This window comes from Cellulomonas sp. KRMCY2, assembly GCF_000526515.1.
Classification (GTDB): Bacteria; Actinomycetota; Actinomycetes; order Actinomycetales; family Cellulomonadaceae; genus Actinotalea.
The window spans coordinates 864,338-890,765 of the sequence record NZ_JAGF01000001.1; the positions used below are offsets into that span (position 1 = coordinate 864,338).

The window sequence follows — 26,428 nt, forward strand, 5'->3', positions numbered from 1 at the left end:
GGCCCACCCCTGCGCGGGCGGTCGTGCGGGCCAGGCAAAAGACGTCGGTGGCTCAGCCGAAGAAGTAGGTGATGGTCAGGTAGACGCCGGCTGCCACGGCTCCGGCGGCCGGGATGGTCAGCACCCACGCGATGGCGATGTTGCCGGCGACCCCCCAGCGGACCGCTGACAGGCGCTTGGTCGCACCGACGCCCATGATCGCCGAGGTGATCGTCTGGGTGGTCGAGATCGGCGCCTGGAACACGAAGGCCGTGATGTAGAGCACCGAGGCGGCGACGGACTCCGCCACGAACCCGCGCGCCGGGTCGAGCTCGATGACCTTGCGGCCGAGGGTGCGCATGATGCGCCAGCCACCCGAGTACGTGCCGAGCGAGATCGCCAGCGCCGCGGAGATCTTCACCCAGACCGGGATCTCGTCGCCGGTGTGGAAACCCCCCGCGACCAGGGCGAGGACGATCACGCCCATCGTCTTCTGCGCGTCCTGCAGACCGTGGCCCAGGGCCATCGCGGCCGCCGACGCGGTCTGTGCGATGCGGAAGCGACGGGTCACCTTGTGCGGGTTCGCGTTCTTGAAGAGCCACAGGACCCCGACCATCAGCACGAAGGCGAGGCTGAAGCCAACGACCGGCGAGACGAGCATCGGGATGATGACCTTGCTGAGGATGACGTCCCAGTGCACGGTGATCCCGGCGGCGAGGCCGACCCCCGTCAGCGCCCCGATCAGCGCGTGCGACGACGACGACGGCATGCCGAACCACCAGGTGACCAGGTTCCACACGATCGCACCCATGACCGCGGACAGCACCATGATCATGCCCTGCTGGCCGGAGCTCTCGTCGATGTGGATGATCCCGCTGCCGATGGTGTGCGCGACGTCCGTCCCGAGGAACGCACCGAGCATGTTGAACACCGCCGCCATGATCAGTGCGGCGCGCGGGGTCAGTGCCCGGGTGGACACCGACGTCGCGATGGCGTTGGCGGCGTCGTGGAAGCCGTTGGTGTAGTCGAAGCCGAGCGAGAAGGCGACGACGACGATGACGAGCGCAAGTTCCACCGCGCTCAGGACTCCTTGAGCGCGATGGTCTCGACGAGGTTCGCGACCTTCTCGAACGCGTCGGCACCGGCCTCGAGCGCGTCGACGACCTCCTTGAGCTTCATCAGCTCGATGGCGTCGGTCCCGTCGTTGAACATCTCAGCCAGCAGCTTGCGGTACGTGCGGTCGGCCTGGTTCTCGAGCCGGTTGATCTCGACCCAGTACTCGGCGAGGTCCTTCATCGAGCGCAGCCGCGGCATCGCGTCGGCCGTGAGCTCGGCGCAGCGGCGCAGCACCTCGACCTGGTCGGCGACCAGGGGCGGCAGGACGTCGAGCTTGTAGAGCACGATGAGGTCGCCGGCCTCCTCCATGTAGTCCATGCAGTCGTCGAGGCCCGAGGCCAGCCCGTAGATGTCGTGCCGGTCGAACGGTGTGACGAACGTCTGGTTGAGCCGGCGCATGATCATGTGCGTGGACTCGTCGGCGGCGTGCTCCGCCTCGCGCAGCTGCACCGCGTAGGCCTTCCGCTCCCTGCGCTCGGCGCCGAGCAGCTGGCTGAGCAGGTCGGCTCCGACCACGAGGTGGCGCGCCGAGTCTCCGAGCAGGTCGAAGAAGGATGTGTTGCGCGGGGTCAGGCGCACGGCAGATCTCCGTAGGGAGAGGGGGGCGGTCCTGCAAAGGCTAGGGCAGCCTGGACGTGAACGCACAACTGTCCGGGTGTCGCTCAGGCCACACTGCGGTGACGCCCGCGTGAACGGCGGCCCACGGAGACCGGCGAGGCGATGGCGCAGGCCGGCGAGGCCATGACGAGGTGGTGATGACGAGGTGGCGACGTCGGGCCGCAGAGCGCCTGTCGGCGCGGAGGCCGCTCGAAGCGGCTGTGTGTGGAGCCCGGGGCTACCGCGACCCGACGTCGTGCGTCATTTTAGCCGGGTGCGGCCGGTGCGGGGGACGAACCGTCCGACGGACGAGCTCCGGCCGGGACGCCGGGCAGCCCCGCAGGCCGGTCAGTCCAGGCGGTTCGCACGCCAGAGGCCGGCGGCGACCTCGAGCTCCTCGGCGGTGCGGACGAGCCCCGAGGCGCCACGGGTGAGGCGGCCCGCGAGGTCGGCGTCGCGGTCCTCGAGGGCGTCGGCGTCGAAGGCCGCGCCGGTGGCCAGGACACGGCAGAAGGCGGCGCCGCGCTCGAGCGCGACGGCGAGGTCGCCGGCGAACACGCCGGACAGGACGGCGTCGACCACCTCGGAGACCTCCTCGGGGCCCGGTGGGCTCGCGACCCCCGCCACGGCGTCGTGCACCTCGGCGCGGACGACGCCCAGCCGGTAGCGCTCGGCGATCGTGCGCGGGTCACGCCGGACCCACTCGCGCAGCACGTACAGCCGCCACAAGGCCCCTGGCAGGGTCGTCGGCGGGCTGTCCGCCCACATGCCCGCAACGGTGTCCAGGCCCTCGGCCTCGACCAGGCCGACGAGCCGCGCGACGACCTCCGGGTCCTCGGCGGCCCGGCCCTGGTGCACGATCGCGTTCGCCGTCGTGTGCGCGACCTCGGAACGCAGCGCGGGATCGATGTCGCCCGGCAGCTCGTCCGCCGCCTTCGGGTCGAGCATCGCCGGTCGACGTGGCCGTCGGCTCCGCTCGGTCATCGGACGACCCGCATCAGGCCGGGCCGTCGACCGGGTCGAAGGTCAGCGAGACCGAGTTCATGCAGAACCGGTCGCCGGTCGGGGTCTGCGGCGCGTCGTCGAACAGGTGGCCCAGGTGGGAGCCGCAGCGCGCACAGCGGACCTCGGTGCGGACCGTGCCGAGGGAGCGGTCCTCGATGAGCTCGACCGCGTCCTGCGCGGTGGGGGCGTAGAAGCTCGGCCAGCCGCAGTGCGAGTCGAACTTCGTCTCGGCGGTGAACAGGACGGCTCCGCAGGCCCGGCAGCCGTAGGTGCCCCGGCGCTTCTCCTCGAGGAGCTCACCGGTCCACGGGCGTTCGGTCGCGGCCTCGCGCAGGACCGCGTACTCCTGCTCGGACAGCTCGGAGCGCCACTGCTCCTGCGGCTTGGTCACCTCGTACGTCATCGCTCTGCTCCGTTCGCTCGACGCCCGTTCGCTGGACCCCGCCCAGGTCAACGCGGTCCGGGGTCGGTCTCTTCCCCGGTCGCGTGGGTCTCTTCCCCGGCCGTACCGCTGCCCTGCGCATCGTCCTCGCCGCGCAGGCGGGGCGTGCTGCCGCGGCCTGGCCGCACACCGTGCTTGTCGGCGTAGAACGGCCGGATCCGGTCCATGTCGGCCCGCATGTCCCCGGTGACGTGGATCGTGGGGCCGACACCCGCTGTCCGGGTCGGCCCGTCGAGGAACCCGAGCGTGACAGTCAGGCCGGTCGCCTGCGCGAGCCGGTAGAAGCCCGACTTCCAGTGGTCGGTCCTGTGCCGGGTGCCGTCGGGCGCGATGACCAGGGCGAACGAGCGATCGGCCTGCGCCTCGGCGACGAGCCGCTCGACGAGCCCGCGGTGCCCGCTGCGGTCCGTCGGGATCCCCCCGAGGGCACGCAGGAGCGGGCCGAGCGGCCACCAGAAGGCCTCGCGCTTGACCAGCAGCCGGGGCGGGATGCCGTCCGTCCACAGCACCATCAGGGTCAGGACGAAGTCCCAGTTCGACGTGTGCGGTGCACCGATGAAGATGCCGGTGCGCGGGAGCGTGCCGACCTTGCGCCAGCCGATCAGCCGGAACAGGACAGCGGCGACGGTACGACGGACCGGCATCGGGTGCCGGCCCGACGCGGCCTCAGCGGCCACGGCGCCGGCCGCCACCGCCGACCGACATCTCCACGGCGCCGCCACGGCGGGCGCCGCCGGAGCCGGGCTGGGTCGGGAACTGCGAGTTGGCGCTGCGACCCTGCGAGCCCGCTCCACGGCCGACGGGTGCGGCCTTGGCGGTGGTCGTCGAACCGGTGCGGCGACCCCGGCCACCGGCCGTCGGGGCGGCGTCCTTCGGCGCACCGCCGGCGCCACGGCCCGGGCCGTCCGTCCGGCCGGCGCCGCGGCCCGTGCTGCGTCCACGACCCGATCCCGAGCCGGAGCGCGCAGCACCCGACGGAGCCTGGCCGGTCCGGACCGAGACCGGCGGTGCGGTGGGCATCACGACGGCTGCGACCTCGCCGACCAGCTGGGCGAGGGCGGGCGTGCCGACCCGGACGGCCTGCGGTGTCGCGCGGATCTTCGCCAGCCGGGCGAGCGTGCGCATGTCCCCGGTCTCCTCGGGCAGCACGACCGTGACCACGTCGCCACCCGACCCGGCGCGCGCGGTGCGGCCGGAGCGGTGCAGGTAGGCCTTGTGCTCGGCCGGCGGGTCGACGTGCACGACGAGCTCGATGTCGTCGACGTGGATGCCGCGCGCCGCGATGTCCGTCGCGACGAGCACCCGGACCGAGCCGCAGGTGAACGCCTCGAGGTTGCGCTCACGGGCGTTCTGGCTCAGGTTGCCGTGCAGCTCGACGGCGGGGATGCCCGCAGCGGTGAGCTGCTTGGCGAGCTTCTTGGCCTGGTGCTTGGTGCGGGTGAAGAGCAGCCGCCGTCCGACGCCGGAGGCCAGGTGCTGCACGACGGCGCGCTTGGTCTCGACACCGTCGACGGTGAAGACGTGGTGGGTCATCGCCGCGACCGGCGACTCGGCCGAGTCCACCGAGTGCGTCGTGGGCCGGTCGAGGAACCGCTGCACGATCTGGTCGACCCCGTTGTCGAGGGTCGCGGAGAAGAGCAGCCGCTGACCACGGGCCGGCGTCGCGGAGAGCAGGCGCCGGACGCCGGGCAGGAAGCCGAGGTCCGCCATGTGGTCGGCCTCGTCGAGGACGGTGATCTCGATGCCGTCGAGGGTCAGCACCTTCTGGCCGAGGAGGTCCTCGAGGCGGCCGGGGCACGCGACGACGATGTCGACACCCGCGTCGAGCGCCATCACCTGACGGTGCTGGGACACGCCGCCGAAGATCGTGGTCACGCGCAGGCCGAAGGCCTCGGCCAGCGGCTCGAGCGTCGCGGCGATCTGGGTCGCCAGCTCGCGGGTCGGCGCCAGGACCAGGCCACGGGGCCGACGGGCCCGACGGCGCGCCGGGTCCGAGGTCCCCGAGCCGGCGAGCCGGACCACCATCGGGATGGCGAAGGCGAGCGTCTTGCCGGAGCCGGTGCGGCCCCGGCCGAGCACGTCCCGCCCGGCGAGGGTGTCGGCCAGGGTCGCCGTCTGGATCGGGAACGGCTCGGTGATCCCACGCTCCGCGAGCGAGCGGACCAGGATCTCGGGCACACCGAGGGAAGCAAAAGTGAGCATGTGAAGGGCGCCTTTCCGGCGGTGGATGGTCGGGGCTCGCGGCGGCGATGCGGGCATTCGCCCGCCGGTGCTCCACGACGTAGGACGCGCAGGATGCGCACTCCTGGGACCTATTGTGCACCATCGACGTGCTCAGCGGCAGTTCAGGCCCTGTGACCTGCGTCGCGATGGTCGGTCCCGATGGTTCAGAGTCGTGCCGTTCCGGCCGATAGACCGTGTGCAGGACCCCGGTCGTGCCACCGGCGCGCGCCCGCTCGCCGGTCGCGCCGGCCCGCGTCGCGAAGGAGGTGGCAGTGCGCAGTCCACTGACCCTCCTCGTGCTCTCGCCGAGCACCGGCGGCTACTACTTCGGCGCCATCCTGACCGGGATCGCCCGGGAGGTCGCCTCGGTCGACGGTCGGCTCATCCTGGTCCAGACCCTCGAGCCCGGGGTACGCAGCGACGAGATCGGCGAGGCACCGGACTTCTCGATCCCGGTCGCCTGGGGCGAGGTCGACGGTGTCGTCTCGATCACCTCCGCGGCACCGACCGCCTACCTGCAGGCCGTCCAGGACGCGGGCCGGCCCGTCGTCGTCGCCAGCAACCTGCTCGCGGGCCTCACGGCACCGACAGCCCGGCCCGACAACCACCACGGCACCGTCGCGGCGGTCGAGCACCTGATCGCACACGGGCACACCCGGATCGGGTTCGCCGGGAACCTCGCCCAGCGGGACATCATCGACCGGTACGCGGCGTTCGCGCAGACGCTCGCGGAGCACGGGCTCCCGATCGACCCGACGCACGTGCTCGGCACGGGCGACAACGCCGAGAGCGGGGGCATCGAGGCCGCCAACGCCCTCCTGGCCTGCGCGTCGCGGCCCAGCGCGCTCATGGTCGCCACCGACCGCAACGCGATCGGCCTCATGGCGACCATGATCGCCGCAGGGGTCGACATCCCCGGCGAGCTGGCCGTCGTCGGCTTCGACAACATCGAGGCGTCGGCCTACACGGCCCCGGCCCTGACGACTGTCGACCAGCCGTTCGACGAGGTCGGGGCGCTCGCGGCCCGACTGGTCCTCGCGCAGATCCGGGGCGAGGACGTGCCGGCCGTCCCGCACACGTCACCTGCGACAGTCGTCATCCGGGGCTCGTGCGGCTGCGACCTGACGCCTCCCGGCGTCGAGCCGGCCGGGCAGCGGGCGCTCCCCGGGCAGGGGCATCGGTCGGCCGCCGATGCCGCTGCGCTGCGCCGCGAGTGCGTCACACACATCCGGCGCCCGCTGATGACCGGACGGGAGGCGCTGGACGGACCGCTGCGCCGACAGATCGACGACCTGATGACCCAGGTGGACGCCCTTGCCGCGACGGATGCGACGACGGCCCGGGCAGCCGTCCCGGACCTCGCGTCCCAGGTGCGCCGCCTCGCGCACGGTCCGCGGACGCTGCGCCACGTCGGCGGCACCCTGACCGACTACGTCCGGGCGGTGGCCGCACCGGATGCTGCCGATGCCCTCGCCGCCGGCCTGTGGCCCCTGCGGGCCGCGGGCTTCGTCGACCAGGCCGGCGCGTTCGAGCTGACCCTCGACGAGCAGTTCGGGGTCGACTCCGCCCTGCTCGACCCCGACGGCAAGGACCCGCGGGACCTGGCGTGGCTGCGCCGCACGCACGTCACCGGCGGCGTGCTCGCACTGTGGGAGGGCGGCCAGGAGGACGACCCGGCCTCGCGGACCCTGCGGATCAGCGGTGTCCACGACCCCGGAGGGCTGCTCGGCGACCTCGTCGGCACGGTGATCGATGTCGAGCAGTTTCCGCCGGCCGCCCTCGTCGCCGACGCGACCGCCGCGCAGCGGCGGGTGTGCGTCGTGGTCCCGGTCCGCGGCCGGGAGCACGCCTGGGGACTGCTCGCCGTCGTCACCGAGATCGAGACGACGTCGGCCCGCGAGACCTACCACTACTGGGCGGGCCTGCTCGCGTCGGCGCTCGAGGAGCGGGCCCTGCAGGCGGCGGTCCGGGCGAGCGAGCGGCGGTACGCGTTCGCCGCGAGGGCCGCCAACGACGGCCTGTGGGAGCTCGACCCCGAGACCGACGGGTTCTACGTCTCCGAACGCGGCCGCGACCTGATCGGCCTGACCGGGCCCGCCGAGTCCGAGGCGCTGGCCCGCGCCGCGTGGGAGGCGATGATCCACCCCGAGGACCTCGCCCTCGTGCGCGCGGCGCTGTCTGCCGCGCAGGCGCGCCGCGACGAGCTGATCGAGATCGAGTACCGGGCCGGCAGCCCGGCGCGCGGGTACCGGTGGTTGCTGTGCCGCGGTCTGAGCGTCGGGCCGACCGACGGTCCGGTCGAGCGCCTGGTGGGTTCGTTCTCCGACATCGACCAGCGCAAGGAGCTCGAGGAGCAGCTAAGGCTCGGGGCGCTGTACGACTCCGTCACCGGGCTGCCGAACCGGCGGCTGTTCCTCGACCGGCTGGCGGCGGCCGTCAGGCAGCTCGAGCGACACCCGACCAGCCGGTTCGCCGTGGTGTTCCTCGACCTGGACGGGTTCAAGCTGGTCAACGACTCGCTGGGCCACCTGATGGGTGACGAGCTGCTGCGCACCGTGGCCGAACGGCTGAGCGCCGATCTGCGCTCGGTGGACACCGCCGCGCGGTTCGGCGGCGACGAGTTCGCCGTCCTGCTGGTCGACCCGATCCCCGACGAGGTGCTCGTGATCGCCCAGCGCATCCAGCGGCGGATCGCCGCACCGGTGCGCCTGGACGGCCAGGACGTGTTCGTCACCGCCAGCGTCGGCATCACGACCTCCGAGAGCGGCTACGGCGACGCGGAGGACGTGCTGCGCGACGCGGACCTGGCGATGTACCACTCCAAGGAGACCGAGCGGGGCACGGCCAGCGTCTTCGACCCGACGATGCACGCCCGGGCCACCGGCCGGCTCAAGGTCCGCGGCGAGCTGCGCACCGCACTGGCCGAGCACCAGTTCGTCGTGCACTACCAGCCGATCGTCGCCCTCGACGGCTCGGGCGTCGCCCGGTTCGAGGCGCTGGTGCGCTGGCAGCACCCCGACCGGGGCCTCCTGCTGCCCGGGGAGTTCCTGCCCGCCATGGAGGACAACACGACCATCGTGAGCCTCGGCACCTGGGTCATCGACGAGGTCTGCGCCCAGCTGGCGACCTGGCGCGAGACCTACCCCGGACCGGTGACGGTCGCGGTCAACCTCTCGCACCGGGAGTTCTGGTCCACCGACCTGCTCGACGTCCTGACCCTGGCCCTCGACCGCCACCACGTCCCTGCCCACAGCCTGGTCCTGGAGATCACCGAATCGGTGATCATGACGGACGTCGACCACGCCCACCGCGTCATGGCGGCGCTGCACGACCTGGGCATCCGCCTGCACATCGACGACTTCGGCACCGGCCAGTCCTCATTGCACGCCCTGCGCACCCTGCCGGTCGACGCGCTGAAGATCGACGGCTCGTTCATCCGCGAGCTCACCGAGATCGACCGCACCGCCGAGCTCGTCGGGGTCATCCTCACGATGGGACGGGCCCTCGGCCTCGAGGTGATCGCCGAGTGCGTCGAGACCCGCGAGCAGGCCGACCGGCTCAGCGCCCTGGGCTGCACCGACGCCCAGGGCTGGCTCTACGCCCGGGCCCTGTCCGGCCACGACGCCGGCACCCTGCTCGGAACCACCCTCGACCCCGCGGCCCTCGACCCCACAGCCCGCATCGGGCGCCCTCAAGTGCGTAGGTGAACGGCCGATGACCAGAGGGAGGGTCGTATCCGTCCGACAGCGACCCCGGAGGATCCCGTGTCGCACCAGATGACGGTGCTCGCCCTTGCCCGCAGCACTGGCGGGTTCTATCACGGTGCCCTCCTCGCGGGCCTGACGCGCGAGGTCGCTGCGGCCGGCGGACGCGTCGTCGTCGTGCAGACCGTCGACCCGGACGACCGGCCGGACGAGCTGGACCGCGTCCCCGGCTACGACCTGCCGGTGGCCTGGGACGAGATCGACGGCGTGGTCTCCGTCTCGCTCGCCGCCGGCGGTCCGTACCTCGCGCGCATCCGTGCCGCCGGGAAGCCGGTCGTGCTGGCGAGCAGCCGCGTCGAGGGCTTCGACGCACCCGTCGCCCTGCCCAACAACCACGGCGGCACGTTCGCCGCCGTGGAGCACCTCATCGCGCACGGGCACACCCGGATCGGCTTCGCCGGGGCGTTGACCCAGAGCGACATGCAGGAGCGGTACGCCGCCTATCTCGAGGCCCTGGCGATCCATGAGCTGGAGTCCGGTCCGCACCTGCTGTTCGAGGCCGGCGACCCCACCGAGACCGGCGGGGTCACGGCCGCGCGCGCTTTCCTCGACGCCCCGATCCGGCCGACGGCCCTGATGGTCGCCACCGACCGCACCGCCCTCCGCATGCTCACCACCCTGGCCGATGCCGGGGTGGCGGTGCCGCAGGACGTCGCCGTCGTCGCGTTCGACAACACCGAGGCCGGCGCGTTCAGCACACCGACCCTGTCCAGCGTGAGCCAGCGCTTCGACGAGGTGGGAGCGCTCGCGGGCCGGCTCGTCGTCTCGTGCATCCACGGCGAGCCGGTGCCGCCGATCACCTTCAGCTCACCGGCCGTGGTGGTCGCGGCGCGCGGTTCGTGCGGGTGCGTGACGGACCTGCTCGGCTCGGCGGACCACCGCTCGGTGCGTGGCACCGACACGACGCGGCACACCCTGCGCGACGAGCTCAAGGACCTGCTGCGTGGCACCCTGCTGGCCGGACGCGAGGCGATCGGCGTCGCGCCCACCGACGACCGGGTCCGCCAGGCCGTCGACGACGTGGAGCGGGTGCTGGCGCAGGACCGCGACCCGTCCACCGAGCAGGTCCAGCGGCTGCTCACCACGCTGCACCGGCTGGCGCCCCGGCCGGAGATGCTGCACCCGGTGGCGAACGCCATCAATGAGTACGTGCAGGTCCTGACCTCGTGGGAGGCGCGCCCCGGCAGCCGGGCGGCGTGCGGCGCCGCCCAGGTCACCGCCGGCCTGTGGCAGATGCAGGCCGGCGCGTACCTGCGCAGGTCGCAGAGCCTCGAGAGCGCGCTCGAGGAGCAGTTCGCCGTCGACGCGGCGCTGCTCGACGCCCGCGGCACAGATCCGCGCCGACTGCGCTGGGTGGCCGCGACGCATGTCCGATCGGCAGTGCTCGGGCTCTGGGACGGCGCCGCCGACGGGCACGTGCGGATCGTCGGACAGTTCGACGCGAGCGGCGACGCCGCCGATCTCGTGGGCTCCGAGCTGCCGGTCGAGAGCTTCCCGCCGACCGCGATGATCGCCAAGGCGGCGAGCCGGCACCGCGAGGTGTGCCTCGTCGTGCCGGTCCGCAGCCGGGACCGCGACTGGGGCCTGCTCGCGGTGATCGCCGAGATCGACACGTCGTCCGCCCGGGACACCTACCGGCACTGGGCCACGCTGCTGTGCTCGGCCTTCGAGGACGAGGAGCTCCACGCCGCCGTCCGGATGAGCGAGGAGCGATATGCCTTCGCCGCGAAGGCCGCCAACGACGGGCTCTGGGAGTGGGACCTCACCACCGACCTGCTGTTCCTGTCCGCCCGGTGCCGCGACCTGCTCGGCCTGCCCGAGGGCGGCCAGGAGGACGACCTGACCGACAGCGACGCGTGGCGGTGCGTGCACCCTGCGGACGAGCCGACCGTGCGCGAGGCGATGGCCAAGGCGATGTCGTGGCGCGACCAGCCCATCGAGGCCGAGTTCCGCGTCGCGCTCGCGGGCGGGTGCGAACGCTGGGTCCTGCTCCGCGGGCTGGGCGTCACCTCGGGAGCCGGGCCGGTCGATCGCCTCGTCGGGTCGCTGTCGGACATCAACCCGCGCAAGGAGCTCGAGGCGCAGCTGCGCCAGGGCGCCCTGTACGACGAGCTGACCGGGCTGCCCAACCGGCGGTTGTTCCTCGACCGGCTGGCCCTGGCGGTCGCTCAGCCACGGCGCCGGCGGGGGGCCAACTTCGCGGTGATCTTCCTGGACCTGGACGGCTTCAAGCTGGTCAACGACTCGCTGGGCCACCTCATGGGTGACGAGCTGCTCACGGTGGTCGCGGATCGGCTGCGCGCCGATCTGCGCTCGGTCGACACGGCCGCGCGGTTCGGCGGCGACGAGTTCGCCGTGCTCCTGGTCGACCCGGTCCCCGACGAGGTGCTCGTGATCGCCCGGCGCATCCACGAGGGGATCGCCGCACCCGTCGTCCTGGGCGGCCACGAGGTCTCGGTCACGGCCAGCATCGGCATCGCGACCTCCGAGAGCGGCTACACGTGCGCCGAGGACGTGCTGCGGGACGCCGACATCGCGATGTACCACGCGAAGGAGGCCGAGCGCGGGACCGCCCGGGTCTTCGACGCCTCGATGCACGCCCGGGCGACCGGGCGGCTGCGGGAGCGTGGCGAGCTGCGCACCGCCCTGGCCGAGCACCAGTTCGTCGTGCACTACCAGCCGATCGTCGCCCTCGACGGCTCGGCCCTGGCCCGGTTCGAGGCGCTGGTGCGCTGGCAGCACCCCGACCGGGGCCTCCTGCCACCGATCGAGTTCCTGCCCGTGATGGCGGAGAACCACACGATCGTCGCCCTCGGCAGCTGGATCATCGACGAGGTGTGTCGCCAGATCGCCGAGTGGCGGCTGGCCTACGGCGGCGACATCGCGGTGGCGGTCAACCTCTCGCACCGCGAGTTCTGGGCCGCAGACCTCCTGGAGACCGTGGCGGGCGCCCTGGCGCGACACGCGGTCCCGCCGCGCTGTCTCGTCCTGGAGATCACCGAGTCCGTCGTCATGACCGAGCCCGATGCGGCCAGGGAGCTGATGGCGGCGCTGCACGCGACGGGCGTGCAGCTGCACATCGACGACTTCGGCACCGGCCAGTCCTCGCTGCACGCGCTGCGCACCCTGCCGGTCGACGCGCTGAAGATCGACGGCTCCTTCATCCGCGAGCTGCACGTCTCGCAGCAGACGGCCGAGCTGGTCCGGATCATCCTCGAGATCGGCACCGCGCTCGGGCTCGACGTCGTCGCCGAGTGCGTGGAGACCCGGCAGCAGGCCGACCATCTCCGGGCGCTCGGCTGCGCGAACGCCCAGGGATGGCTGTACGCCAAGGCTCTGCCCGGCGGTGCGGCCGGCGCGCTGCTCGGCACGACGCTGGACGCCACGGACGACCCCGTCCCGGCTCCCTCGGCCGTCCTGGTCGGGACCTGTGAACGATGATCCACATCGGCGTGCTGTCGCCGGTCACCGGCGGCTTCTACTTCGGCGAGGTCCTGGCCGGCGTCGTCCAGGAGGTGGCGGCTGCGGGTGGTCGGGTCACCCTCATCCAGACCCTCGACGCCGGCCGCACCGGTGACGAGTTCGTCCCGGCCCCGACGATCGACGCCCCGGTCGGCGCCGGGTGCATCGACGCCTTCATCGCCGTCGCGCAGGCCTCGGACGCCTCCTACCTGCGCACGCTGCGTGCGGCCGGCACGCCCGTCGTGCTCGTCAGCAACGACCTCGACGTCGACGCAGCCACCGTCATGGCCGACAACAAGGAGGGCGTGCGGGCCGCCGTCGAGCACCTCGTCGAGCACGGGCACCGTCGGATCGCCTTCGTCGGGAACCTGGCCCAGACGGACATGCGCGAGCGGCACGACGCCTACCTGGCAGCGATGGCCGACCACGGCTTCGACCCGGACGGGCTCTACTTCTCGACCAAGGACCACGTCGAGCCGGGTGGGCGCGGCGCCGCGTCGGCGGTCGCGGCGGCCCGACCGGCGATCACCGCTGTCGTCACCACGACCGACCGGATCGCCCTCGGCCTGATCGCTGAGCTCGCAGCCCACGGGCTGCGGGTGCCGCAGGACCTCGCGGTGATCGGTTTCGACGACGTCGAGGCGGGCTGGCACAGCTCACCTCCGCTGGCGACCGTCGACCAGAAGATCACCGAGCTGGGCGCGCGCGCCGCGGCACTGGCGCTCGCCGAGCTTCGCGGTGAGCCCGTCGAGCACCGGCGGCACACCGTCCCGTCCACGTTCGTCCCGCGTCGGTCCTGCGGCTGCGGCGGCAGCACGGCGGAGGCCGGGCTGCAGGGCGCCGAGGCCGGGGCCGCACTGGTCCGGACGGTCCTCGAGCACCTCGGGCTGCCGGGTGACGCCACGGCTCCGCACGAGCACGGACTGGTCATGACCGACATCGACGTCACCGCGCTCGACGAGCTCATCGCGGCGCGGCTGCGCGCCCTGTTCCCGTCCACACCGTCCCCGGAGACTGTCGAACGGTTCACCGGAGCGGTGATCACAGCGCTCGATGGGCACGCCGGCGTGCTGCGCGCGGCGCACCTGCCCGGGGACGAGGCGCTCATCCACTGCCTGACCCGGATCGTGACGAGCCTGGGGCGCCTGCAGGCGATGGCCGGGGTCGCACGGGCCGATCAGCTGGTGGTCTCGCTCGTCGAGCAGTACGACGTCGGGATGGGGCTGCTCGGGCGCGTCGGCAGCGATCCCGGCGACCTCGCGTGGCTGAGCAGGGTCTCGGTCCGCGTCGGCTGCCTCGCCCTGTGGGACGGACCGCGCGAGGACGGCCTGATGCGGATCGCCGGCGTCTACGACCCGCACGGCGCCCTCACCTCAGAGGTCGAGGGCCGGCTGCGGGTCGAGGACTTCCCGCCCAGCGCCGTCGTCGCGCAGGCGGATCCCGCGAACAACGAGGTCACCTTCGTGATCCCGATCCGTGGCGCCAGCGGCGACCACGGCCTGCTGTGCGTGGTCGGGCCGGTCGACACGCAGGCCGGGACCGGTCGCGCGACCTACAACCACTGGGCGTCCCTGCTCGGCGTCGCCCTCAAGCAGGAGATCCTGCTCGAGGGCGTACGGCTGAGCGAGGAGCGCTACGCGCTCGCCACGGCCGCGACCCACGACGGGCTGTGGGACTGGGACGTCGCCAACGGTGAGTGCTTCTACTCCGAGCGGTGCCAGGCCATGCTCGGGATCACGACCGCCCGGGTGACCGACGACCGCCCGGACCGCTCGGACCCGGTAGCCCGCCAGGACGCCCCCGAGCTCCTGCCCTGGGGCTCACGCGTGCACCCGGACGACCGCGCCGTGCTCCGCGCCGCGCTCGTGCGGGCCGTCCTGGACCACGAGCCGTTCGACGTCGAGCACCGGGTCCAGGGGCCGGACGAGAAGTACCGGTGGACGTTGTGCCGGGGGCTGCCGGTCGGTGAGCCCGGTCAGCGCGCACGGCGGCTCGTCGGCTCGTTGTCGGACATCGACGACCGCAAGGAGCTCGAGGAGCGGCTGCGCGAGGCCGCGCTGTACGACACCGTGACCGGCCTGCCCAACCGCCGGCTCTTCCTCGAACGGCTGGAGTGGGCGATCGACCAGTCGCACCGGAGCGACGCGACCCGGTTCGCCGTGGTCTTCCTCGACCTGGACGGCTTCAAGCTGATCAACGACTCGCTCGGTCACCTGATGGGCGACGAGCTGCTCAAGACGATCGCGGAGCGGTTGCGGCGGGACCTCCGCTCGGTCGACACGGCCGCGCGGTTCGGCGGCGACGAGTTCGCGGTGCTCCTGTTCGACCTCAAGCACGAGGCCGTCCTCTCGATCGTCGAGCGCCTCCAGGAGCGCATCGCCGCGCCGGTCGTCCTCGCCGGGCACGAGGTCTCGGTCACGGCCAGCGTCGGCATCACCACCTCGGAGACCAGCTACGACGGCGCCGAGGAGGTGCTCCGCGACGCGGACATCGCGATGTACCACGCCAAGGAGGCGGAGCGCGGCACGGCCAGCGTCTTCGACCCCACGATGCACGCCCGGGCCACCGGACGTCTGCAGGCCCAGTCCGAGGTCCGCGCCGCACTGGTCGGGCACCAGTTCCTCGTGCACTACCAGCCTGTCATCTCGCTCGACGGGGAGGCGGTGACCCAGTTCGAGGCCCTGGTCCGCTGGGAGCACCCCGAGCGCGGGATCCTGCTGCCGATGGACTTCCTGCCGGTGATGTCGGAGTCCGGGATGATCGTGCCCCTGGGGCAGTGGATCATCGACACGGTCTGCGAGCAGATCGCCGCCTGGCGGGTGGGCTACGGCGGACCGGTGACGGTCTCGGTCAACCTCTCGCACCGCGAGTTCTGGTCCGAGGCCCTGCTGCTCATCGTGACCCAGGCGCTGTCCCGGCACGGGGTCCCTCCGCGGTGCCTGGTCCTGGAGATCACCGAGTCCGTGATCATGGCCGACCCCGAGGCGGCACGCCAGATCATGGCCGACCTGCACGCGGCCGGGGTCCGGCTGCACATCGACGACTTCGGCACGGGCCAGTCCTCCCTCAACGCCTTGCGCGCCTTCCCGGTCGACGCCCTCAAGATCGACCAGTCGTTCGTCCGGCAGCTCGACCTCGACGTCCAGACCAACGAGCTGGTCCGGATCATCGTCGCGATGGGCCGCACCCTGGGCATGGACGTGGTCGCCGAGGGCGTCGAGACGCAGTCGCAGGCCGACCAGCTGCGGAGCATGGGCTGCGCCACCGCACAGGGCTGGCTGTACGCGCCCGCGATGCCCGGGGCCGAGGCGGGCGCACTGCTCGGCACCCCCGTCGCAGCCCTCGCGACGACCCACGCCCCGGAGCGCTGACGGCGGTTCCCGGAGCGCGCTGGTATGGGGTGAAATTCGGCGTTGTACCCCAGATGGGTCTTGAGCCCCCACTTCGGCGGACATAGCGTCACAGATTGCAGTCCATGATCGCGGCCATCCCCCCAGAGCAGCCGCGTTCGTCCCGACCGGTCGCCCCCCCACGACCCGGTCCCTCCCCGCACCTGCCGCTGCCCCACACCAAAGGCCCCCGATGCCCCCGTCAGCCGTCCCCGCGACCCCGCGCGCAGGCAGAGGGCTCTCCCTGACCAGGCGCTTCGCCCTGATCAGCCTGACGGGGACGGCCGTGCTCGGGGTCGCACTCGTCGCTGCCACCTCCCAGGCCCTGGACGACCAGGCGCTCGCCCACGACGTCGCGACCGCGGAGGCGGTCGCCGGCTGGACCACCTCGGTCGTGCCCCTCGACGCCTACGGCACGGGGCTGCTGGACCCGGACGCCGCCGGCGAGGTCACCGCGGTGATCGACCAGGTCGATCCACGGCTCCTGGGCGTCCGGCTCTGGACGGCGGACGGCACCCTCCTGCTCGACACCACCGGCGGGACCGCGACCGGCGCGCCGATCGGCTTCGCGGACACCGCCCGCCTCGACGCCGCGGTGCTGCGTGGCGTCCCGGCGCCCGAGGTCCTGACCCAGGTCGAGGTGCTCGGTGTGGGGCACACGGCAGTGGCCGGCACCAGCGTGGCCGCCACCAGCGCTGCCGGCGCCGGCGCCGGCGGGGCCACGCCGCCCGGTGGGGTGAGCACCGATCCGGTGATGGACGTGTACGTCCCGGTCACCTACAGCGGTCAGCTCGTCGGTGCGGCCGAGGTCATGCTGGACCACACGCCGACCGCAGCGACCCAGGCGACGGCCGTGCGGACGCTCGGACTGGTCGCCGGCGGCGGCCTGCTGCTGCTCTGGCTGGTCCTGTACCGGACCGTCCACACGGCCTCCGACCGGCTCCAGCGCAGCGCGATGGACAACGCCCGGATGGCTCTGCTCGACGCGCTCACCGGTCTGCCCAACCGGCGGATGCTGCTCGACCGCCTGGACCGGGCCGTGGCCGCCGCCCGGCTGGACCGGCACGGCGTCGGGATCCTGCTGCTCGACATCGACCGGTTCAAGGACATCAACGACTCGCTCGGCCACGACCGCGGGGACGAGCTCCTGGTCCAGGTCGCCGAGCGCCTGATGGACACCTTCCGCGGCCGCGACCTGGTCGCACGGCTGGGCGGCGACGAGTTCGCCGTGCTCCTGCCGGGCCTCGCCTCGGTCGCCGACGCCGAGCGGCTCGCCCACCGGGCACGCGCGGTCTTCACCGCGCCGTTCCGGCTCGGCGAGATGAACGTGCACGTCGCGACGTCGATCGGCGTCGCCGCGCTCCCCGAGCACGCCGACGACGCGAGCGACCTGATGCGCAAGGCCGACGTCGCGATGTACACCGCCAAGCAGCACCGGCTCGGGGTGGCCGTCTACGACCTCGCCGACGACGACTCGAGCCCGGCCCGTCTGGTGCTCCAGGCCGAGCTGCACCGGGCCCTGACCCGTCCCGGCGAGCTGTCGATGCACTACCAGCCCAAGATCGACCTGGTCACCGGCGCGACCGTCGGGCTCGAGGCGTTGATGCGCTGGCAGCACCCGACCCGGGGCGCGGTGGAACCCTCGACCTTCATCCCGCTCGCCGAGCAGTCCGGGCTGATCGACGACCTCACGCAGTTCGCCCTGCGGACCGTGACCCGACAGCTCTCCCGGTGGGCCTCGGACGAGCGCCTGCCGGTCGCGGTCAACCTCTCGGGGCACGCGGTCGCGTCCACCGAGATCGTGGACACGATCACCCGGCTGCTCCTGGAGCACGACGTCGGTCCGGAGTGGCTCGAGGTCGAGATCACCGAGACGGTCCTGGTGACCGACCCCGGGCGCGTCGTACCCGTCCTGCAGCGGCTCGTCGACGCCGGGATCCGGGTCGCGATCGACGACTTCGGCATCGGCAGCACCTCGATCTCCCAGCTGCGCGACCTGCCGGTCGAGACCCTGAAGATCGATCGGCTCTTCATCGAGGACCTGCGCACCGACGCCGATGCGCGCCGGGCCGCCAGCGTCGTCAAGGCGATGGTCGACCTCGCGCACTCCTTCGGCATGCAGGTGATCGCCGAGGGGGTCGAGGACGGTCGGACCGCGGCGACGCTGCTGTCCCTCGACGTCGACCAGGCCCAGGGCTTCTGGTACTCCCACGCGGTCCCGGCTGCCGAGGCGGTCGGTCAGCGCGGACCGGTGCGCACCTGACCACCCGACCGGGGCCGGCCCGGCCCGCGCCCATCCGACCCATCCGACCCACCGACCACCCATCCCCCGTACGGCCCACACCGGAGGACCCGCCATGGACGACCTGATCCGAGAGATGATCGACCCACCCCGCACCACCCGCGTCGACCCGGCCCGACGGGCCCGGCTGATCGCGACGACGGTGACGGTCGCCCTCGCCGCAGCGGGGGTGACGTCGTTGACCACCGGCGCGCTGTTCACCGACACCCAGACGATGCCCTCGGACTTCACCACCGGGACCGTCGACATCGCCGCGGTCATGTCACCGACGGTCACCCTGGGGGCCGGGAACATGGCGCCGGGTGACTCCTCGTACGGGTCCGTCACGGTGTCCAACGCCGGGAGCCTCGAGCTGCGCTACTCGATCTCGCTCGTCGCGACGAACGACCAGGTCGCGGACCTGGCCGGCGAGCTGGACCTCGCGGTCTACGCCGACCCCGCCTGCGCCGCCGGGGTCGAGGCTGGCACCGCGATCGGGACCGACGAGGGCCTGCCGCTGGTCTCGACGGGTCTGGTCGGGAGCTCGGCGACCGGGGCCAACCTCGGTGACCGCCCGCTGGGTGCCGGCTCCACCGAGACCCTCTGCTTCGTCGTGCACCTGCCCGCCGCGACGACCAACGCCTTCCAGGGCACGACGGCGGACCTGACCCTCACGTTCGACGCCGAGCAGACAGTCAACAACTGACAGCCCGCCGTGCCGACCACACCAGCGGGACCGGTCTCCCTCGATGCGCCTCCCGGTGCACCGAGGGTGATCCACCGCGTCCACCCGGGGCTGGCGCTCCCGGGGCGCAGCCGGCCGGTCCGCCTGCTGCGTGGGCTCGTGTGGGCGGTCATCGGTGCGTGCCTCGCCGCCTTCGTGACGAGCCTTGCCGTGCCGCTGTGGTTCGGCGCCCAGGGCCAACGGCTGCTGATCGTCACGTCCGGCTCGATGGCGCCCTACGTGCAGGCCGGGGACGCCGTGGTGATCCAGGCGGTCACCGACCCGAGCCAGCTCCGGGTCGGTCAGGTCGCCTCGTTCTGGCCGCCCGGCGCCGAGCACATGGTCACCCACCGGATCGTCGACATGGTCATGCTGCCCGCCATGATCCAGAACTCGGCGACCGGTGAGATGGTGCCCCAGCACGACCCCGCGACGGGGGAGCCGGTCGAACGGGCGTTCATCCTGACCAAGGGCGATGCGAACCAGACCAACGACCCCAACGCGACCCCGCTGACCCGGGTGCGGGGCGTGGTGCTGGAGGCCCACCACGGATGGGGCTCGCGGATCGGCTGGGCGCACTCACCGACCGGCCGGTGGGTGATGCTCGCCCCACCGCTGATCCTGCTCGCCCTGCTCGAGCTCGTCGACTCGTGGTCCGAGCGCCGGCGACGAGAGCCTGCCGCTGCGACCGGCCCGGACTCCCCGGAGGGCCGCCTCGATGCGCTGCTCCTCGACTGACCGCGGGCCCTGCGCCGGTGCGCACCGCCGGCCGAGCGGCCGCGCGGTCCTGGTCGTCCTCCTGGGTGGCGCCCTGGGCGCACTCGCCGGCCCTGTCCTGCCCGTGCCGGGAACGACGACGGCCGCCCTCACCGGTGCAGCAGACGTCACCGCCACGGTCACTGTCGGTCCGTGCGACCCGATCGACTGGAGCCAGGCCGTCGCGGCTCTCGGGCCCGTGCTCGAGTGGCGCTTCGAGCCGGCCAGCCTGCGGGTCGGCGACCTGCAGGCGCCCGGGCTCCTCGCGTGCGACCCGGCGAGCGCAGCCTGGGACCTGGCCGGGACCCTCGAGGGCGGGCTGACGTCCGGTCCGGTGCCGCTGACCACTCCGGAGGACGCCACTGTCGCCCTGCTGGTCGACGCCACCGCGGGTGCGGCCGCCGACGGTGAGCTGGTGGCCGTGCACGGGTACGGCGGGGAGGCCTTCCGGCTGGTCGTCGTCGCGGGCGGCGCGCTCGAGCTGCGCTACGACGACGCCGGGGGCGCCCCGGTGGTCCTGGCCGCGCCCGCCCTGGCTCCGCGCGCCACCGCCCATCTCGTCGTCCTGACCTCGGGCGCCACCGGCCCGACCCTGTACGTCGACGGCATCGCGGTCGCTGCCGGTCCGCCGGGCCCGGTCGTCGTCGCGCCGATGACCCTGACGGTCGGTGCAGCTGTCGGCTCCGGCCTGGCGGGCGCGGACCTGGTCGTCGACGAGGTGCTCGTCCTGGACCAGGTGCTCGACGCGGCGGCGGTCGCCGGACTCGCCCTGGCCGACACCTGGTGAGCGCAACCCGTCGCACCTGACACCATGAGCGCGTGCCGCCGGAGATCTGGGACCGCCTGACCACGCCTCAACCGCTGCCGTCGACCGGTGTCGTGCTGGCCACCGCGCTGGCCGCCCTGGCCCTCGTGCTGCTGCCGGGCGTGTGGCCGGTCGCGCGGCACGTCGTGACTGTCGCGCACGAGGGCGGCCACGCCGTCATCGCGGTGCTCACCGGACGGCGGTTGACCGGGATCCGGCTGCACTCGGACACCTCCGGGCTGACCGTGTCCCGTGGCAGGCCACGGGGTGCCGGCATGGTGCTGACGCTCTTCGCCGGGTACACCGGCCCGGCGTTCGTCGGGCTCGCCGCCGCCGCGGTCCTCGCCGGCGGGCGTCCCCTGGCCCTGCTCTGGGGAGTCCTGGTGCTCCTGGCGCTGCTGCTCCTGCAGATCCGCAACCTCTTCGGGTTGTGGGTCGTGCTGGCCTGCGGTGCGGTGGCCTTCGCGGTGACCTGGTGGGGGCCGCCCACCACCCAGTCGGCTGTCGCCTACACCGCGACCTGGTTCCTGCTGCTCGCGGCGCCGCGCACCGTCGCCGAGCTGGCGCACTCCCGCCGGCGTGGCGGCGCGCGGACCTCCGACGCCGACCAGCTCGCCGGGCTGACGCACGTCCCGGGCGCCGTCTGGGTCGCGGTCCTCGGGCTGGTCACAGTGGCCGCCGCCGCCGCCGGCGCCGCCCTCCTGCTGCCTGACGTCGTGGAGCGACTCACCGCCGGATGACAGCCCGCCCGCCGGGTCAGGTGACGGCGAGCGCGTCGAGCGCGGCCCGAACCTTGATCATCGTCCTCAGGTTCCGGTCGGTCACGGCCGATCGGTGGCGCGACCTCGACGCGACTGTCGAGCGCACGCTGCTGAGCGTCGCGCCCACCGGTGCGAGCCACGCCACGGCCTCCGGACCGAGCCGTGTCTCCTCGGCCTCGGGATCCACCGCGCTCACCGCCGCGGCCAGCCCGTCCAGGGCCAGGGGGTCGTTCGTCACCGTGACGTAGGTGTGGGTGTCGGGCGAGTCGGCCGGGTACGGGCAGCCGTCGAGCAGCTCGCCGAGCCGCTCGGCAGTGAGCACGACGACCCAGGCGTCGTAGCCGAACCCGTCGCGCAGGGCGCGCTCGACCATCTCCTTGAGGTCGGCGGACGACCCGGCGAAGGTGCACACCACGTTCCCGGAGGCGAGCAGGGTGCTGACCTGCCCGAGCGGGAGGTCGGCCAGCACCCGCCTGAGATCGGCCATCGTGACGGCGACGCCGCCGACGTTGACGCCCCGGAGGAACACCGCGTATCTCGTCATCCGCCCACGCTAGGCGCAGCGGCCGACGCCGGCGAGGATTCACCCCTCCCGGAGGGCGATCGGCACTGGCGCGAGGGCCAGATTCGTGGACACTGTGGTCACATGACAGCTCTCGTGGTGTTCGAGTCCATGTACGGCAGCACCAAGGCCGTCGCCGAGGCCATCGGAGCGGGGCTCGCGGGCTCCGGCCCGGTGCGCGTCATCGAGGTCGGCACCTTCGCGGCGGCGCCCGGCAGCCGCAAGCTCTCCGACGACATCACGCTCCTGGTCGTCGGCGGGCCGACGCACGCGTTCGGCCTCAGCCGGTCCTCGACCCGCGCCGACGCGGCCAAGGAGGCCAAGGCCGGCGTCGTGTCGACCGGCAAGGGGATCCGGGAGTGGCTCGGCGACCTGACCATGCCGACCGGCGGCCTGCCCGTCGCCACCTTCGACACCAAGGTGCTCAAGCCCAACCTGCCCGGATCGGCGGCCAAAGGAGCTGAGAAGGCGCTGCGCCAGCTCGGCGGACGGCCGGTCGCGCCGCCCCGCAGCTTCCGCGTGCACGGCAAGAGCGACGGTCTCGTCGACGGCGAGCTCGAGGCCGCGCGCGCCTGGGGTCAGCAGCTCGGGGCGTCCCGGATCCGCGAGCGCTGAGTCACAGGTCGGCGGTCGGCCCGGGCGTCACAGGGCGGCGAAGGACGCCAGGAGCCGGCTGACGCTCGACGTGAGTCCCGAGCGAGCCGCGAGCGCGACCAGACCGTCCGGGTCGGGCGGCTCGGGCGGCAGCAGGTCGTCGGCCTCGGCGACCGGGGCGTCCCGTGCCACCGTCACGACCCGCGGCGCGACCGCGAGGTAGGGCAGCGCGTCCGTCAGTCGCCGCCGTTGCGCCGGGGTGAGACCACCGTCGCCGTCGCGCAGCGCCTCGAGCACGGCGTCGAGCGACCCGTAACGGCCGATCAGCGCGGCGGCGGTCTTCTCCCCGATGCCTGCGACGCCGGGCAGGCCGTCGCTGCTGTCCCCGCGCAGCACTGCCATGTCCGCGTAGGCCGCGCCGGAGCGCACGTCGTACCGCTCGGTGAGCCGCGCCTGGTCCACGACGTCCAGGTCGTTGATCCCGCGTGCGGTGTAGAGCACCCGGACCGCGGCCTCGTCGTCGACCAGCTGGAACAGGTCGCGGTCACCGGTCACGACCTCGACCGGCACCCGCTCGGCGGGCGGGCGGGCCACCTCGCGTGCGGTCAGGGTCCCGATCACGTCGTCCGCCTCGTAGCCCGGCGCACCGACCCGCGCGATGCCGAGCGCGCCGAGCACCGCGATGATCAGCGGGATCTGTGCGGTCAGGTCGGGGGGCACCTCCTCACCGCCGTCCGCCGCGACGCGGTGCGCCTTGTAGCCCGGGATCGCCTCGACCCGGAACGCCGGGCGCCAGTCGTCGTCCCAGCACGCCACGAGCCGGCTCGGGCGTCGCGCCGTGACCAGCCGGGCGGTCATGTCGAGCAGACCGCGGACGGCGTTCACGGGTGTGCCGTCAGGCGCCCGCACCGAGTCCGGCACGCCGTAGAACGCGCGGAAGTACAGCGAGGCGGTGTCGAGCAGCAGCAGAGGTCCGGCAGTCCGTCCGACGTCGAGGCTCATCCCCGCATCCTTGCGCGGGCGCCGATCCGGCGCGCGGTGGCGCGGCGGCGAGGTTTGCGGGGTTGCGGGGTTGCGGGGTGAACGGGATCAGTCGTGGATCCGCGCCGGGCGACCGGTCGAGTCCTCGATCAGCTCCTCGGCCGTGTCGATCAGCCGGTCCGCGAGGTGGTGCAGCGCGCGTGCGACGGCGATCTCGTCGCCGATCACGGGCGTCGCAGGGTCGTGCGGGTTGCGCCGGGCACGCCCCGACGCGCCCACATGGTCCGGGTCGCCGGTGACGAGCACCGCCTGGGCCGTGGTCTCGGGGCCGTCGTGGTCGACGATCACCTGGACCCGCCAGGTCGCGGCCGTCGGGACGACGGGCTTGCCGCCGGGGACCGGCGCCTGGCCGGGGGGTGCGAGGCCGACATCGGCCTCGACGTGCGCGTCCGGGCCCGGGAAGACCAGCGTGCGCTCACCGGTGTCGAGCCACTGCACCAGGTACGGCGGAGAACCGTCGCTGTGCCGGACCTCCACGATCCTGCCGTCGCGGACGGTACCGTCCACCACGCTCGACGCCAGGACCAACCTGTCACCAACGGTTGCCTTCATCGCTGCACTCCCCTCACGGGTGGTCCCCTCCATCATGCGCCTGCCGGGGCCCTCTGTGCAGGGCGTTGCGGCAGGTCCTGGCGGCGGTTCCCGGCGGCGCGTCCGGCGAGGTGATCAGCCGCGGTCGGGATCCGCCACGGGCTCGGCGCCCGGCTCGTCCTGGCCGGCGCGCAGGCGCTCCTCGCGCTCGCGTAGCTGCGCCTCCCAGGCCCGCAGGATGGCCTGCTGCTCGGGGTCCGGCGCGTTCAGCTCGGCGAGGAAGTGCGGGTCGTCGTCGGGCCCGCGGGCCGGCCGGGGCCGCTCGTACTCCGGGAACCCTGCCGTCTGGGTCGACGGCCACGGGACCGAGCGCCGGCGCTGCCCGGCGGCCGGTCGGCCGGCGACGAGCCACGCGACCGGGCCGACGATCGGCACCAGGATCACGAGCAGGACCCACACCGTCTTCGAGAGGTTGCGCACGGCCGCCGAGTCGGTCTGGATGCAGTCGATCAGGGCGAAGACCAGCAGCGCGAGCTCGATCAGGTAGGGCAGGTAGTAACGAAGCATCGGATCCCCCTCGCGCCCGAGCACAGTGCCCCGGTCTGCGTCCTGGCCGGGCCTGCAGACAACCTAGGGCAGAGCGGGCGCCCGCGGACAGGATCGAGGACCTGCTCGTGCGGATCGCGTCGCAGGTCACCCGGATGCCGTAGCGTCCGCCGGCCGCACCCGCCGGACGCAGCGGTCTGCCCCGGGCCCTCAGTTCGCCGGGACGGTCCGCTCCGCGGCCCACGCCCGCAGCGCCGCGACCCGCTCGGCCATCACGACGCTCAGCGGTCGCGTCGCGCGGAGCTCGGCCAGGACGTGCGACGGCCCGACCGGGCCACCGTCCGCGTGCGCCGCATAGGCGGCCGAGACGACCGCCTGCTCGAGCTCGGCGCCGGAGAACCCGCCCGACTGCTGCGCCAGGATGCGCAGGTCGCCGTCGGTCAGGGCGACCTCGCGGCGGTCGGCGTGGATGCGCAGCACGTCGGCGCGCGTCGCCTCGTCCGGCAGGTCGACGAAGAAGATCTCGTCGAACCGGCCCTTGCGGATGAGCTCGGGCGGCAGCTGGGCGATGTCGTTGGCGGTCGCGACGACGAACACCCGGCCGCGCTTCTCGGCGAGCCAGGTCAGGAACATGCCGAGCAGCCGCTGCGAGGACCCGGTGTCGCTGTCCGACGTCGCCAGACCCTTCTCGATCTCGTCGATCCAGACCACGCACGGCGCCATGACGTCCGCGGTGGCGAGGCTCTCGCGGAGCTTGCGCTCGGACTCCCCGACGTACTTGTCGTGCACAGCGGCCAGGTCCAGGCGCAGCAGCGGCACCCCGAACGTCCCGGCGGCCACCTTGGCGGCGAGGCTCTTCCCGCAGCCCTGGACGCCGAGCAGCAAGACCCCGCGCGGCGGGTCGAGATCCTGCGCGGTCCCGTCGAACGCGGGCCGCCGCCGGACGAGCCAGGCCTTGAGCCGCGCCATCCCACCGAGGTCGGCCATGCTGGCGGTGTCGTACTCGAAGCCGAGCACCCCGCCACGGTTGAGCAGCTCGTACTTCGCCTTCATCACGGCCGGGACGTCGCGTGCGGTCACCGCGCCGTCGTCGTAGACGGCGGTCCGGGCCAGCCGCCGGGTGTCGCTGACCGAGAGGCCCGCGAGGTTCTCGACCAGCAGCCCGATCGACGCCTCGTCGGCGGTCACCGGCACGCGGTTCTCGCGCGCCCACTGCGCGGCGACCTCGTCGACGATGGCGCGCCGCTCCCGCGGGTCGGGGAACGCGAGCTCGAAGCGCGCCGACAGGTGCTCCAGCTCGGTCGGCACCTCCAGGTCGTGGCTGATCAGGACGACCGTGCGGGGAACCTTGTCGTAGCCCTGACCGATGTCCTTGAGCATCCGGACGTTCAGCGGCTCGTCCAGGTACGGGTGGAAGTCGAGCAGCACGTAGATCCCCGGCATGCCGCCGTCCCGGATCGTCGCCAGCACCTGGGCCGGGTCGGCGTTGAAGCGCTGCGGCCCGCCGAGGTCGACGTCGGCCCGGCGCAGGCCCTCGGTGACCTGCCACTCGAACACCGCCGTCGGGGCGTCGTCCGACCGGCCAGGGACAGGATCAGGGCCCGCGCACTCGCCTCGTCACGCGTCTCGACGACGACCAGCGGTATCCGGCTGCGGAGCAGCGCATCGAGGTCGCGTCGCGAGTCGGCCGAGGTCATGGCGGGAACGTAGCAGCGCGGGTCGCCGTCCCGCCGGGACCGCCACGACCAGCCCGCACCCACAGCCGGCGCACCCGGCCGGCGGCGCACCGGGATCGCTCCGGGCCACGCCCGGCACCCTCGGCTACCGTGATCGCAGGAACCGGTCCAGGG

General features: G+C 73.2%; 20 protein-coding genes. 9 read left to right on the top strand and 11 right to left on the bottom strand.

The window, feature by feature from the left end:
• Positions 1–52 precede the first annotated feature (52 nt).
• From K415_RS0104235 to K415_RS0104260, 6 genes are all read right to left on the bottom strand, one after another.
• On the bottom strand, positions 53–1,054 hold the full coding sequence (locus tag K415_RS0104235) for an inorganic phosphate transporter (protein ID WP_024285858.1): 1,002 nt from the start codon (positions 1,052–1,054) through the stop codon (positions 53–55).
• Positions 1,055–1,059: 5 nt separating this feature from the next.
• Complete coding sequence (locus tag K415_RS0104240; RefSeq protein ID WP_024285859.1) at positions 1,060–1,674, bottom strand: DUF47 domain-containing protein; 615 nt, start codon at positions 1,672–1,674, stop codon at positions 1,060–1,062.
• A gap of 366 nt (positions 1,675–2,040) precedes the next feature.
• Complete coding sequence (locus K415_RS0104245; RefSeq protein ID WP_231494819.1) at positions 2,041–2,676, bottom strand: hypothetical protein; 636 nt, start codon at positions 2,674–2,676, stop codon at positions 2,041–2,043.
• Between the two features lie 13 nt (positions 2,677–2,689).
• Complete coding sequence (gene msrB, locus K415_RS0104250) at positions 2,690–3,100, bottom strand: peptide-methionine (R)-S-oxide reductase MsrB (protein ID WP_024285861.1); 411 nt, start codon at positions 3,098–3,100, stop codon at positions 2,690–2,692.
• Between the two features lie 47 nt (positions 3,101–3,147).
• Positions 3,148–3,831 carry a 1-acyl-sn-glycerol-3-phosphate acyltransferase gene (locus K415_RS0104255; RefSeq protein ID WP_231494820.1) on the bottom strand — a complete coding sequence of 228 codons (684 nt, stop codon included), beginning with the start codon at positions 3,829–3,831 and terminating at the stop codon, positions 3,148–3,150.
• Positions 3,806–5,341 (bottom strand): DEAD/DEAH box helicase, encoded by a 1,536-nt coding sequence (locus K415_RS0104260; RefSeq protein WP_024285863.1) that lies wholly within the window; start codon positions 5,339–5,341, stop codon positions 3,806–3,808. Before K415_RS0104260 ends, K415_RS0104255 begins: the two co-directional genes overlap by 26 nt.
• Positions 5,342–5,634: 293 nt before the next feature.
• Here K415_RS0104260 and K415_RS22475 point away from each other — a divergent pair, with 293 nt between their 5' ends.
• From K415_RS22475 to K415_RS0104300, 8 genes are all read left to right on the top strand, one after another.
• Positions 5,635–9,069: an EAL domain-containing protein gene (locus tag K415_RS22475; protein WP_197024660.1), complete on the top strand. Its 3,435-nt coding sequence runs from the start codon at positions 5,635–5,637 to the stop codon at positions 9,067–9,069.
• Between the two features lie 57 nt (positions 9,070–9,126).
• On the top strand, positions 9,127–12,567 hold the full coding sequence (locus tag K415_RS22480) for an EAL domain-containing protein (RefSeq protein ID WP_024285865.1): 3,441 nt from the start codon (positions 9,127–9,129) through the stop codon (positions 12,565–12,567).
• Positions 12,564–15,959: an EAL domain-containing protein gene (locus tag K415_RS22485; RefSeq protein WP_024285866.1), complete on the top strand. Its 3,396-nt coding sequence runs from the start codon at positions 12,564–12,566 to the stop codon at positions 15,957–15,959. Before K415_RS22480 ends, K415_RS22485 begins: the two co-directional genes overlap by 4 nt.
• A 211-nt stretch (positions 15,960–16,170) precedes the next feature.
• Positions 16,171–18,240: a bifunctional diguanylate cyclase/phosphodiesterase gene (locus K415_RS22490; RefSeq protein ID WP_081784872.1), complete on the top strand. Its 2,070-nt coding sequence runs from the start codon at positions 16,171–16,173 to the stop codon at positions 18,238–18,240.
• 94 nt (positions 18,241–18,334) lie between these two features.
• Positions 18,335–18,964 (top strand): TasA family protein, encoded by a 630-nt coding sequence (locus tag K415_RS0104285; RefSeq protein ID WP_024285868.1) that lies wholly within the window; start codon positions 18,335–18,337, stop codon positions 18,962–18,964.
• Positions 18,965–19,030: 66 nt separating this feature from the next.
• Positions 19,031–19,720, top strand: a complete 690-nt coding sequence (locus tag K415_RS0104290; RefSeq protein WP_024285869.1) for a signal peptidase I — start codon at positions 19,031–19,033, stop codon at positions 19,718–19,720.
• Positions 19,701–20,525 carry a LamG-like jellyroll fold domain-containing protein gene (locus tag K415_RS0104295; protein WP_024285870.1) on the top strand — a complete coding sequence of 275 codons (825 nt, stop codon included), beginning with the start codon at positions 19,701–19,703 and terminating at the stop codon, positions 20,523–20,525. Before K415_RS0104290 ends, K415_RS0104295 begins: the two co-directional genes overlap by 20 nt.
• Before the next feature lie 32 nt (positions 20,526–20,557).
• A complete protein-coding gene (locus tag K415_RS0104300) occupies positions 20,558–21,283 on the top strand; it encodes a M50 family metallopeptidase (RefSeq protein WP_024285871.1) in 726 nt (241 codons plus the stop codon).
• Between the two features lie 16 nt (positions 21,284–21,299).
• Here K415_RS0104300 and K415_RS0104305 read toward each other — a convergent pair whose 3' ends face one another.
• On the bottom strand, positions 21,300–21,848 hold the full coding sequence (locus K415_RS0104305; protein ID WP_024285872.1) for a DUF1697 domain-containing protein: 549 nt from the start codon (positions 21,846–21,848) through the stop codon (positions 21,300–21,302).
• Positions 21,849–21,950: 102 nt separating this feature from the next.
• On the opposite strand from K415_RS0104305, the gene K415_RS0104310 reads away from it, so the two are divergent.
• Complete coding sequence (locus K415_RS0104310) at positions 21,951–22,481, top strand: flavodoxin family protein (RefSeq protein ID WP_024285873.1); 531 nt, start codon at positions 21,951–21,953, stop codon at positions 22,479–22,481.
• Between the two features lie 27 nt (positions 22,482–22,508).
• Here the strand turns inward: K415_RS0104310 and K415_RS0104315 are convergent, their stop codons facing one another.
• The 4 genes from K415_RS0104315 to K415_RS21390 all read right to left on the bottom strand — a co-directional run bounded on the left by K415_RS0104315 (position 22,509) and on the right by K415_RS21390 (position 26,135).
• On the bottom strand, positions 22,509–23,462 hold the full coding sequence (locus K415_RS0104315; RefSeq protein ID WP_029663143.1) for a 5'-3' exonuclease: 954 nt from the start codon (positions 23,460–23,462) through the stop codon (positions 22,509–22,511).
• 87 nt (positions 23,463–23,549) lie between these two features.
• The gene (locus tag K415_RS0104320) at positions 23,550–24,053 is read right to left on the bottom strand and encodes a dsRBD fold-containing protein (RefSeq protein ID WP_024285875.1); all 504 of its coding nucleotides are present in this window, start codon (positions 24,051–24,053) and stop codon (positions 23,550–23,552) included.
• 114 nt (positions 24,054–24,167) lie between these two features.
• Entirely contained in the window at positions 24,168–24,599 is a 432-nt protein-coding gene (locus tag K415_RS0104325; RefSeq protein WP_024285876.1) for a PLD nuclease N-terminal domain-containing protein, read from the bottom strand.
• Between the two features lie 189 nt (positions 24,600–24,788).
• On the bottom strand, positions 24,789–26,135 hold the full coding sequence (locus K415_RS21390; RefSeq protein WP_197024661.1) for an AAA family ATPase: 1,347 nt from the start codon (positions 26,133–26,135) through the stop codon (positions 24,789–24,791).
• Positions 26,136–26,428: the final 293 nt, after the last annotated feature.

Bases quoted from the DNA above. Each gene is read 5' to 3' on its own strand.
- K415_RS0104315 (WP_029663143.1), bottom strand. From the start codon at position 23,462: ATGAGCCTCGACGTCGGACGGACTGCCGGACCTCTGCTGCTGCTCGAC.
- K415_RS0104245 (WP_231494819.1), bottom strand. From the start codon at position 2,676: ATGACCGAGCGGAGCCGACGGCCACGTCGACCGGCGATGCTCGACCCG.
- K415_RS0104295 (WP_024285870.1), top strand. From the start codon at position 19,701: ATGCGCTGCTCCTCGACTGACCGCGGGCCCTGCGCCGGTGCGCACCGC.
- K415_RS22490 (WP_081784872.1), top strand. From the start codon at position 16,171: ATGCCCCCGTCAGCCGTCCCCGCGACCCCGCGCGCAGGCAGAGGGCTC.
- K415_RS0104305 (WP_024285872.1), bottom strand. From the start codon at position 21,848: ATGACGAGATACGCGGTGTTCCTCCGGGGCGTCAACGTCGGCGGCGTC.
- K415_RS0104320 (WP_024285875.1), bottom strand. From the start codon at position 24,053: ATGAAGGCAACCGTTGGTGACAGGTTGGTCCTGGCGTCGAGCGTGGTG.
- K415_RS0104260 (WP_024285863.1), bottom strand. From the start codon at position 5,341: ATGCTCACTTTTGCTTCCCTCGGTGTGCCCGAGATCCTGGTCCGCTCG.
- msrB (WP_024285861.1), bottom strand. From the start codon at position 3,100: ATGACGTACGAGGTGACCAAGCCGCAGGAGCAGTGGCGCTCCGAGCTG.
- K415_RS0104310 (WP_024285873.1), top strand. From the start codon at position 21,951: ATGACAGCTCTCGTGGTGTTCGAGTCCATGTACGGCAGCACCAAGGCC.
- K415_RS0104285 (WP_024285868.1), top strand. From the start codon at position 18,335: ATGGACGACCTGATCCGAGAGATGATCGACCCACCCCGCACCACCCGC.
- K415_RS22485 (WP_024285866.1), top strand. From the start codon at position 12,564: ATGATCCACATCGGCGTGCTGTCGCCGGTCACCGGCGGCTTCTACTTC.
- K415_RS0104325 (WP_024285876.1), bottom strand. From the start codon at position 24,599: ATGCTTCGTTACTACCTGCCCTACCTGATCGAGCTCGCGCTGCTGGTC.